This window comes from Nocardia sp. NPDC050408 (assembly GCF_044458905.1).
Classification (GTDB): domain Bacteria; phylum Actinomycetota; class Actinomycetes; order Mycobacteriales; family Mycobacteriaceae; genus Nocardia.
In genome coordinates, this window is the sequence record NZ_JBITIL010000001.1 from 440,177 (window position 1) to 452,462 (window position 12,286).

The window sequence follows — 12,286 nt, forward strand, 5'->3', positions numbered from 1 at the left end:
TTGGACCGGCGGGATTTCGGCGGAAACGGCGAAACTGGTGGCGAACGGGCGCACGCTGCTTCGAGGGAGTCGAGTGAGCCGTTTCCGCTGTCCCCGGCGCAGCTGGGCATCTGGTACGCCCAGCACGTCGACCCGCAGGTGCCGATCAACATCGCGCAGTATGTCGACCTGTACGGCGACCTCGACCTTAAGGTCCTGCGCGAGGCGCTGATCAGCTCCGGGCAGGAGCGCGGCTCCGGCATGCTCTGCATCACCGAGATCGACGGCCAGCCGTATCAGTGGATCGACTACACGATTCCGGACCGGGACAAGGTCTACTACGTCGACTTCCGCGGCGAGGCCGATCCCGAGGCCGCCGCCATGGCGTGGATGCGCGCCGAGTACAGCGCCCCGCTGAACCTGCTCGAGGATCGGCTGCTGCGCTTCGCGGGCCTGCAGGTGGGCGATCACCACTGGTACCTGTACCTGCGCGCGCACCACATCGTGCTGGACGGCTTCGGCGCGGTGACCAACCTTTCCAGGGTGGCCGAGTGGTATACCGCCCTGTTGAACGGCACCGAGCCCGCACCGGCCAATGCCGCGCACCTGCGCACGCTCCTCGAGCAGGAGATGACCTACCGGGACAGCTCCCGGTTCCAGTCGGACAAGAAGTACTGGGCCGAGCGGGTCGCCGGTGTGGAGGACGGCACCAGCCTTGCGGGCCGGTCCGCGGGGCCGGCGCCGATCAACACGCTCAGCAGTGTGCTGCTCTCGGACGAGCGGAACGCGGTGCTGGAAGCGGCTGTGGCGCGCCATGATTCGTCGCCAGCCGGGTTGCTGCTCGCCGCGTTCGCCGGATATCTGGCGCAGTGGACCAGTTCCGAGGACGTGATCCTGAGCCTGCCGGTGACCGCGCGGACCACCGCCGTGATGCGCCGCTCCGGCGGCGTCTCGTCCAATATCGTGCCGCTGCGGCTGCGGATCGGGCACGAGACCACCGTGGCCGACGTGCTCAAGCAGGTCCAGGTCGAGGTGACCGGCGCACTGCGCCACCAGCGCTACCGGCATGAGGACATCCGCCGCGATGCGGCCGGTGACGGAGTGGTGACCAGGGAGTTCTTCGGTCCTTGGATCAACATCATGCTGTTCCAGGACAAGATCAGCATGGGCTCCATGGTCGGCACCATGGTGGTGCTGTCCACCGGCAGCATCGAGGATCTCGGCGTCAACTTCTATCAGTCCGAGGGCGGTTCGCGCGCGCGCATCGACTTCGAGACGAACCCGAACCTGTACTCCGAGGCGGAGACGCGGCGTCAGCACGAACGCTTCCTCGAATTCTTCGACCGCTTCCTGCGGGCAGAGGCGGATGCGCCGGTATGGGGCCTCGAGCTGACCACGGCGGCGGAGCGGGAGCTGACCGTCGCGGAGTGGAACGACTCCGAGCAGGACGTCCCGGAAACCACCCTGGCAGCTCTGCTGGATGCGCAGATTCAGTTGACCCCGGACAACGTTGCCCTCGATTTCGAGGACGCCACGCTGACCTATGCGGAATTCGCCGCGCGGGTCAACCGGCTGGCACGCTTCCTGATCGACGACGGTGTCGGCCCGGAATCGCTTGTCGCACTTGGTATGCGACGTTCGCTCGATCTCGTCGTCGGCATGCACGCGGTACTCAAGGCCGGCGGCGCGTATGTGCCGATCGATCCGGATCATCCGGCCGAGCGCACCGCCTACATCCTCGAGTCCGCGGCACCGGTCTGTGTGCTGACGGTCTCCAGTGACGAACTCGAGCTGCCGGAATCGGTGCGCCGGGTGGAAATCGACACCCTCGACGTATCGGCGTACGACGCTGCGCCAGTGACGGATTCGCAGCGGCTCGCACCGCTGCGTCCGGACAACACCGCATATGTGATCTACACCTCGGGTTCGACCGGCCGCCCGAAAGGTGTTGCGGTAACCCATCATGCGATCGTCAACCAGCAGCTGTGGATGCTGGACGAGTACCGCCTGAGCGCCGACGATGTGTACCTGCAGAAGACCGCGACCACCTTCGACGTATCGCTGTGGGGTTACTTCCTGCCGCTGCTGGTCGGCGCGAAACTTGTTGTCGCGACCCCGGACGGGCACCGCGATCCGCTGTATGTCGCCGAGATGATCGAGCGGCACGGGGTCACCGTCACCGACTTCGTGCCGTCCATGCTGACGGTCTTCGTCGCCCATGCTACCGCCGCTCAATGTGCCACGCTGCGTGCGGTTTTCGTGATCGGTGAGGCGCTGCCGCCGGAAACCGCCGCGAAATTCAGGGAGATCACCACTGATTTCTCCGGTCGCTCCGCAGGCTCCGCTCCCGCCGGTCTGCACAACCTCTACGGCCCCACCGAGGCCGCGGTTTCGGTCACCTACTGGGAGGCCACTGCCGCCGACACGGTCACGGTGCCGATCGGTATTCCGGAGTGGAATGTCCAGGTCTACGTGCTGGATTCGCGGCTGCGCCCGGCAGCGGTCGGTGCACCGGGTGAGCTGTATCTGGGTGGACGTCAGCTGGCGCGCGGTTACCGCGGTCGCCCGGATCTGACCTCGGATCGGTTCGTCGCCAACCCGTTCGGTACCGATGGCGAGCGCATGTACCGCACCGGTGACCTGGTGCGCTGGAATGTCGCGGGCACCCTGGAATACATCGGCCGCACCGACTTCCAGGTCAAATTCCGCGGTCAGCGCATCGAGCTCGGTGAGATCGAAACCGATCTGCTCGCCCACCCTGCCGTCAGCCAGGCCGCGGTGCTTGTGGTCGATACCGCGACCGGTCAGCAGCTGGTCGCCTATGTCGTACCCGCGCCGGGGCAGTCGATCGAACCGATCGAGCTCACCCGGTTCGTCGCGGAAAAGCTGCCGAGCTACATGGTGCCCGCGGCGATCATGGTGCTGGACGCGTTCCCGCTCAACACCTCTGGCAAGCTGGATCGCAAGGCTCTGCCGGAGCCGGTATTCAGTGCGGACGCGGCCGTCTTCCGCGCGCCGCGCACCCCGGCCGAGCAGATCGTGGCGGCCATCTTCGCCGACGTGCTCAGCCAGGAACGTATCGGCATCGACGACAACTTCTTCGATCTGGGCGGCAACTCGCTGGTCGCCACCCAGGTGGTGACGCGGATCGGCGCAGCATTCGGCACCCGCATCGGGGTGCGCGCACTGTTCGAGACCCCGACCGTGGCCGGTCTGGCCGCACGCGCCGAATCGGCGCCGCCCACCGAGCGGCCACGTCCGGCCCTGGTAGCCCAGCAGCTGCCCGAGCAGGTGCCGCTGTCGCTGGCACAGCAGCGGATGTGGTTCATCAACCAATTCGACTCCACGCTGCCGACCTACAACCTGCCGTTCGTGGTGCGGCTCGGCGGTCGCGTCGATCTCGACGCGATGCGGGCCGCGCTCACCGATGTGCTGACCCGTCAGGAATCGCTGCGCACCATTTTCCCCAACTCGGGCGACGGTGCCTATCAGCAGGTGCTGCCGATCGAAGAGGTCGACCTCAGTATCACCGTGCAGCCAATCGAGGCGGCTGAACTCCTCGACGTGCTGACCGAATTCGCCTCCGCCGGCTTCGATGTCTCGACCGAACTGCCCATCCGGGTGCGCCTGTATCAGATCACCGGTGCGTCCTCCGATGACACCGCCGACTACGCGCTCGCATTCGTCGTGCATCACATCGCGGCGGACGGCGTCTCGTTCGGCCCGCTCGCGCGCGATGTCACGACCGCGTATCTAGCCCGCGCAGCCGGGGAAGCGCCGGCTTGGGCACCCCTGCCGGTGCAGTACCGCGACTACACCCTGTGGCAGCGCGAATTGCTCGGCGCCGAAAGCGATCCCGACTCCATGGCCGCCCGCGAGATCGCCTACTGGCGTGACGCGCTGGCCGGGCTGCCGGATCAGCTGGACCTGCCCACCGATCGGCAGCGTCCGCCGGTGCAGAGCTTCCGCGGCGCACAGTTCAATTTCGATATCGATGCCGAACTGCACACCCGGCTGAACGGATTGGCCCGTGCCGAGGGCACGACCCCGTTCATGGTGCTGCACGCCGCGCTCGCGGTGCTGCTGGCCCGACTGTCCGGCACCACCGATATCGCCATCGGCACCCCCATCGCCGGACGTGGCGAACAGGCCCTCGACGACCTGATCGGCATGTTCGCCAACACGCTCGTGCTGCGCTCGGACGTCGATCCGGGTCGGTCCTTCACCGAATTCCTTGCGCGCACCAGGGAAATCGACCTCGCGGCGTTCGCATACAGCGACGTTCCGTTCGAACGTCTCGTCGAGGTGGTCAACCCGACTCGGTCGCAGGCGCGGCATCCGCTGTTCCAGGTGATGCTGTCGTTCCAGGAGATGTCGCACGGCACGCTGGAACTGCCGGGACTGTCGGTGTCGGCCGCCGAGGTCGAAGTCAATATCGCCAAATTCGATCTGCTCTGGACGCTGACCGAACATCGCGGCAATCAGGGCGAGCCCGCGGGCGTTTCGGTTGCCGTCTCCTACGCCACCGACCTGTTCGACCACGCGACGGTGTCCTCGTTCGCTGATCGACTGGTGCGGATTCTGCGCGGTGTCACCGTGGATCCGGCGGCGATCGTCGGCGATATCGATCTGCTCCACGAACGCGAGATCGAGCTGGCCCGCGACGGCTGGCACGGCGAGCCGCGTGCGATCGAGGCGGCCGGGACGGTCAGCGATCTGTTCACCCGCCAGGTGGCCGCGACACCGGATGCGATCGCCGTGGTCGACCGCTCCGTCGACGGCTTCACCCCCGCCGTCGGTACATCGTTGGCCCACCCGTCGCCCGACCACCTCCCATCGGGTCGTTCCGCGACGCTGACGTATTCGGACTTCGGGTCTCGGGTGCACGCGCTCGCGCGCTGGTTGATCCAGGCCGGTGTCGGTCCGGATGTCCCGGTCGCGCTCGGTCTGCGGCGCTCGCTCGAACTGATGATCGCGATCCATGCGGTGCTCGAGGCCGGTGGCACCTATGTGCCGCTCGATCTCGATCAGCCTGTCGAACGCATCGCCCATGTGCTCGATACCGCGGCCCCGGCCTATGTGCTGACCACGTCGCGGGATCGATTCACGCCGGAGGGCTTCGAGTCCCTCGTTATCGACGAGCTCGATCTTTCCGGGATCTCCGATGCTCCGGTGACCGATGCCGAGCGCGTATCACCATTGTGCCCAGAGCATTTGGCGTACGCTATCTTCACCTCGGGCTCCACCGGTCGCCCGAAGGGCGTCGGCGTATCGCATGCCGCGCTGGTGCACCAGATGCGCTGGCTCATCAGCGAATTCGGTATCGGCGCGGACGACGTGGCGCTGTACAAGACTCCGGCGACCTTCGACGCGTCGGTGTGGGAGCCGTTGGCTCCCTTGCTGACCGGTGGCCGGACCGTCATCGCCACCCACGACGGCTACCGCGACACCCAATATCTGACTGAGGTCATCGCTGCCGAACAGGTCACCATCACCTCGTTCGTGCCGTCATTGCTGACCGTATTCGCCGGCACCGTCGATCCGGCGGCACTGAGCTCGGTGCGCATGCTGCTGGTCGGCGGTGAGGCCTTCACCGGTGAGGCGGTGGAGGCGTTCCGAAAGCTCGGTCGTCCCGATATCACCCTGATCAACCTTTACGGCCCAACGGAATTCACCGTCAATGCCACCCACGCGGTTGTCGGCGAGGTTGTGCGCGGTGCGGTGCCGATCGGTGCACCGGTCTGGAACACCCAGGCCTACGTGCTGGACGCGCGGCTGCATCCGGTGCCGCCGGGTGTCGCGGGTGAGCTGTACCTGTCGGGTCCCCAGCTGGCGCGCGGCTATCTCACCCGTGCGGATATGACGGCCGACCGTTTCGTCGCAAACCCGTTCGGCCCCAGCGGTTCTCGCATGTACCGCACCGGTGACCTGGTGACCCGCGATGCGGCGGGGCAGATCGTCTACAGCGGTCGCACCGACTTCCAGGTGAAACTGCGCGGTGTCCGGATCGAGCTCGGCGAGATCGAAGCCGCCTTGCGCGCGCATCCTTCGGTTGCGCAGGCGGTCGCGCTGGTCCGTTCCGACAGCAGGCTCGGCGACCAGTTGGTCGCCTATGTAGTGCCGACCGAGGCCGAGCCGGAGGCCGGATTCGATGTCGCGCTGCGTACGCATCTGTCCGCCATGGTGCCCACTTATATGGTGCCCGCGGCGTTCGTGACGCTCGAGGCGATGCCGCTCAATGCGAACGGCAAGCTCGATCGGCGCGCGCTGCCCAAGCCGGTCTTCGAGGTGCACACCTTCCGTGCGCCGAGCACGCCGATCGAGGAGATCGTCGCCCAGATCTTCGGTGAGGTGCTCGACCTGCCCCGGGTCGGCGTGGACGACGACTTCTTCGACCTCGGCGGCAACTCGCTGATCGCCACCCAGGTCGCCTCGCGCATCGGCACCGCACTCGATACCCGGGTGCCGGTGCGGATGGTGTTCGAGGCGTCCACGGTGGCCGCGCTGGCGGCTCGGGTGGAATCGCATGCCGGTGCGGGTGCCCGCAGTGCGCTGGTCGCCCGGGAACGTCCGGAGGCAGTGCCGCTCTCGCTCGCGCAGCAGCGCATGTGGTTCCTCAACCGCTTCGATACCGCATCGGCGGTCAACAACATTCCGGTCGCCATCCGGCTCTCTGGTGATCTCGATGTCGCCGCACTGCAGGTCGCGGTCATCGACGTGATCGACCGGCACGAATCGCTGCGCACCGTCTTCCCGGAGACCAAGAGCGGTCCCGTTCAGGTCGTGCTCGACGCGGCGCAGATCGTGCCCGATCTGACCCCGTACCGGGTCACCGAGGAGACTCTGGTCGAGCATCTGATCGACCTGGCCTCCATGGCATTCGATGTCACCGACGAAGTGCCTTTGCATGCAAGGCTTTTCGAGATCAGCGAGTCCGAGTTCGTACTCGGTATGGTGGTGCACCACATTTCGGCCGACGGCTGGTCGATGGGGCCGCTGGCGCGTGACGTCATGGTGGCGTACGCGGCGCGCACCTCGTGGGAGTCGCCCGCCTGGTCCGCGCTGCCGGTGCAGTACGCGGACTACGCGCTGTGGCAGCGCGAGGTGCTCGGCTCCGAGGATGATCCGAATTCGCTGATCTCCAGCCAGATCCGGTACTGGACCGAACAACTCGCCGATCTGCCCGACGAACTGGTGCTGCCGTCGGATCGCCCGCGTCCGGCGATCGCCTCCTACCGTGGCGGTACCTACGCGTTCGTGATCTCCGCCGAGACCCAGCGTGCGCTCATCGATCTGGGTCGCAAGCACAACTCGTCGCTGTTCATGGTCATGCACAGTGCGCTCGCGGTGCTGCTGGCACGGGCCAGCGGTACCGGCGATATCGCCATCGGCACCCCGGCCGCCGGTCGTGGTGAGGCCGCGCTGGACGACCTGATCGGCATGTTCGTCAATACGCTCGTATTGCGCACCGATGTCGCGGGCTCGGCGAGTTTCGCCGATCTGCTCGCCCTGGCCAGGGAAACGGACCTGCAGGCATTCGCCCATGCGGATCTGCCGTTCGAGCGTCTGGTCGAAATTCTCAACCCGGCCCGCTCGCAGGCGCGCAACCCGCTGTTCCAGGTGATGCTGGCGTTCCAGAACGTCAAGCAGGCAAACCTCGAACTGCCCGGACTGTCGGTCAACGGCATCGATTACGACGCGCGACTGGCCAAATTCGATCTGCAGCTCACCCTGCAGGAGACCCAGGAATCGGGCGAGGCCGCCGGTATGTCGGCCGAAATCTCTTATGCCCTCGATCTTTTCGACGAGGACACGGTGGCCGCCTTCGCGCGTCGCCTGGATCGGATCCTGGCGGCCATCATCGCCGATCCGACCGTGCCGGTCGGCGACATCCAACTGCTCGACGATCAGGAAACCGCGCTGGCGGTAGTCGGTTGGAACGACACCAGTCACGATTTGCTGCCGCGTCGTCAGCCCGGCCGTGCCCCGCGTCGTTCCGGCGTTCGCCGAAGTGGCGGGCTCACCCTGGTGGGCGAGTTCGCCGCGCAGGCCGCGGCCACGCCGGATGCGGTCGCGATCGTGGATCCTGCGACGGGTGATTCGCTGGACCCGTCGACCGACCTGCACCCCTCATCGAGTGGCTCCGCGACGCTGACGTATGCCGAATTCGGTGCCCGCGTGCACCGGTTGGCGCGGCGGTTGATCGAGGCCGGTGTCGGCCCGGAAAAGCTTGTCGCCCTCGGCCTGCGGCGTTCGGTCGACCTCGTGGTCGCGGCGTATGCGGTGCAGGAGGCGGGCGGCGGCTATGTGCCGTTGGACCTGGATCAGCCCACCGAGCGGATCAGTTATGTACTCGAGTCGGCGGCACCGGTCTGCGTGCTGACGAACTCGCGGGACAACTTCGAAAGCGGTGGGCTGCCAACGCTTTCCATCGATGACCTGGATCTGTCCGAGTACTCGGATGCGCCGGTCACCGATGCGGAGCGGATCGCGCCGCTGCGGGCGGAGAACACCGCGTATGTGATCTTCACGTCCGGTTCGACCGGTCGCCCGAAGGGTGTGGCGGTACCGCACGCGGCTGTCGTCAACCAGATCCGTTGGATCACCGGTGAATACGGCATCGGTGCCGATGACGTCGTGTTGTTCAAGACCCCCGCCACGTTCGACGTGTCGGTGTGGGAACTGTTCGGCCCGTTGAGTACCGGTGGCCGGATTGTCGTCGCGAGCCCGGACGGGCACCGCGACCCGCAGTACCTCGCGGAAGTCATTGCGGCCGAACGGGTTACGATGACTTCCTTCGTGCCCTCGATGCTGACCGTCTTCGCGGGCAGTGTGGACGCTGCCGGTGGTGCGGCACTGGAATCGTTGCGCGCATTGCTGGTCGCGGGTGAGGCCTTCACCGGTGACACCGTCGCCGCGATTCGCAAGGTCAGCTCCGCCGAGCTCTACAACCTCTACGGCCCGACCGAATTCGCGGTGCACGCGACGCACGGCCCGGTGGCGCAGGGGCTGATCGGCGCGGTGCCGATCGGTCTGCCGGTGTGGAATGCCCAGGCGTATGTGCTCGATGCCCGACTGCATCCGGTCGCACCAGGTGTCGCGGGTGAGTTGTATCTGGCCGGTGCGCAGCTGGCGCGCGGCTACTTCGGGCGTACCGATCTGACCGCGGATCGCTTCGTGGCCAACCCGTTCGGCGCCTCCGGATCCCGGATGTACCGCACCGGTGACCTCGTGACCCGCAATGCCGACGGTGCGATCGTGTACCTCGGCCGCACCGACTTCCAGGTGAAGCTGCGCGGTCTGCGTATCGAGCTCGGCGAGATCGAAACCGCGCTCACCGCACACGATTCGGTGGCACAGGCGGTCGCGCTGGTTCGCACGGACGCGCGGACCGGTGATCAGTTGGTGGCGTATGTGGTGCCCGCCAATGGCGGCACGGTCGATCTCGACGAGCTGCGCGCGCACCTGAGCGAGCAGCTGCCGTCGTACATGGTCCCCGCCGCGATCGTGGTGCTCGACGCCATGCCGTTGAATCCCAACGGCAAGCTGGATCGCCGCGCGCTGCCCGAACCCGTCTTCGAGGCCAAGGAATTCCGCGCACCGTCGACCCCGATCGAAGAGATCGTCGTCGACATCTTCAGCGATGTGCTCAGCCATGAGCGCATCGGCATCGACGACAACTTCTTCGATCTGGGCGGCAATTCGCTGGTCGCCACCCAGGTGGTGGCGCGGCTGGGCGCGGCACTGGATACCCAGGTGCCGGTGCGACTGCTGTTCGAGGCGCCGACCGTCGCCGCACTCGCCGCGCGCATGGAGGCCAGTGCCGGGGCCGGTGCCCGCCAGGCGCTGACCGTGCGCCCGCGGCCGGAGTATCCGCCGCTGTCGCTCGCGCAGCAGCGGATGTGGTTCCTCAACCGCTTCGACGCCGATTCGGCCGCCGACAATATTCCGGCGGCGGTGCGCCTGCAGGGGCATCTGGATCTGCCCGCGCTGCGCGGCGCCATTGCCGATGTGATCACCCGGCACGAATCGCTGCGCACGATCTACCCGTCCCATGAGGGCGTGGCCTACCAGCAGGTGCTTGCGGCCGCGCAGGCGATTCCGGAGCTGGAGATCATCCCGGTCGCCGAAAGCGAATTGGGCAGTGCCCTTTACGAATTCATCGGTCGCGGTTTCGATATCACCACCGAATCCGTGCTGCGAATTCGGCTCTACCAGGTCGAGCGTGCGCCGCTGAGCAGTAAGAAGTGGCGCGACAACACGCAGCACCATGTGCTCGCAGTCGTGGTGCATCACATCGCGGCCGACGGCTTCTCGATGCGTCCGCTGGTCCGCGATCTGATGTCGGCCTATATCGCGCGCAGTTCGGAATCCGCGCCGGTCTGGCCGCCGCTGGCGGTGCAGTACGTGGATTACGCACTGTGGCAACGCGAAACGCTCGGCTCCGAGGACGATCCGACCTCACTGATCTCCGAACAGCTCGGCTACTGGCGGGAAACCCTGGCCGGACTGCCCGAGGAACTGCGTCTTTCGCCCAAGCCACGGCCGGTCGTCGCTTCGTATCAGGCGCGCACGCACCGATTCCAGCTGCCCGGTGCGCTCGTGGAGGCACTGAACCGCCTCGCGCACGAGCACAACACCACGCTGTTCATGGTGGTGCACAGCGCATTCGCGACCCTGCTCGCGCGGCTCAGCGGTTCGGATGACATCGCCATCGGCATCCCGGTTGCCGGTCGTGGTGAGCAGGTTCTCGACGACCTGGTCGGCATGTTCGTCAACACCTTGGTGCTGCGCACCCAGGTCGATCCGACCGAAGCGTTCACCGATCTGCTCGCCCAGGTGCGCGAACGCGATCTGCAGGCTTTCGCGCACGCCGATGTGCCGTTCGAGCGGTTGGTCGAGGTGCTCAACCCGGCCCGCTCGCAGGCGCGGCATCCGCTGTTCCAGGTGATGCTGTCGTTCCAGAACCTCGGGCGCACCTCGCTGGAGCTGCCCGGGCTCGCGGTTTCCGAGCTCGGCATCGATCCGCCGACGGCCAAGGTCGACCTGCAGCTCACGCTGAGCGAGGGTGCGGAATCGGAGATGGCCGCCGAACTCGTCTATGCCACAGATCTTTTCGACGATCGGTTCGCGGAGGTGTTCGCCGAGCGGTTCGTCCGGGTGCTGCGCGGTATCACCGCCGCACCGGCGATCGTGGTCGGCGATATCGACCTGCTCGACGACACCGAGCGGGCCCAGGTGCTCGGCCGGTGGAACGAGACCGAATTCCCGGTGGACGCGGCGCTCACCTCACCGGTCGGCGATGCGGCCGCGACGCTGGTTTCGCTGTTCGAGGCGCAGGTACTGCGCACGCCGAACGCGTACGCGGTCAGCTACGAGGGGACGACTCTGTCCTATGCCGAGTTCGCAGCCCGGGTGCACCGGCTGGCGCGCTGGCTGAAGCAGAACGGCGTCGGCCCGGAATCCTATGTGGCTCTTGGTATGCGGCGCTCGATCGAGTTGGTCGTCGGCATGTACGCGATCAATGCCGCCGGTGGTGCCTACGTGCCGCTGGATCCGGATCATCCGGCCGAGCGCATCGATTACATCCTGGAGACCGCGCGACCGGTCTGCGTGCTGACCGCGGGCACCGATCTGGAGACCACGGTGTCACGCCAGGTCCGCATCGATGAACTCGACCTGTCGGAGTTCTCGGATGAACCACTGACCGACGCGGATCGGCATCGTCCGCTGCGTCCGGGCAATACCGCGTACGTGATCTTCACCTCGGGTTCGACCGGTCGGCCGAAGGGTGTCGCGGTCTCGCACGCCGCGATCGTCAACCGCCTGGTGTGGATGCACGCCGAATACGGTCTGTCCGCCGAAGATGTTGTGCTGCAGAAGACTCCGGCGACCTTCGACGTGTCGGTGTGGGAGTTCTTCTGGCCGTTGCAGGTCGGCGCCCGCCTGGTCGTCGCCAAGCCGGACGGCCACCGCGATCCGGCCTATATGGCGCACCTGATCGTCGACGAGCAGGTCACCACGGTGCACTTCGTGCCGTCCATGCTCTCGGTATTCGTCGCCGAGGACCGCGCGGCCGAATGCACCAGTCTGCGTAATGTTTTCGCCTCCGGTGAGGCGCTGCCCGCCGTGGCCGCGCAGCGCCTGCGCCAGCTGACCGGCGCGCGACTGCACAACCTGTACGGCCCGACCGAGGCCGCGGTCGACGTCACCTTCCACGAGGTGACCGATGCCGATATCAGCTCGGTGCCGATCGGCGCCCCGGTGTTCAACACCCAGGTCTACGTGCTGGATTCGCGGTTGCGTC

Annotated in this window: 1 protein-coding gene (only partly in view); it reads left to right on the plus strand. The window is 66.6% G+C overall.

Annotated elements, in window-relative coordinates; all coding sequences use genetic code 11:
- Positions 1–12,286, plus strand: the 5' end (the start) of a protein-coding gene (locus ACIBJI_RS02010) for a non-ribosomal peptide synthase/polyketide synthase (RefSeq protein WP_397083038.1). The gene runs 31,859 nt beyond the window's last position; the window shows 12,286 of its 44,145 coding nt (coding positions 1–12,286); the start codon lies at positions 1–3; its stop codon lies off the right edge, out of view.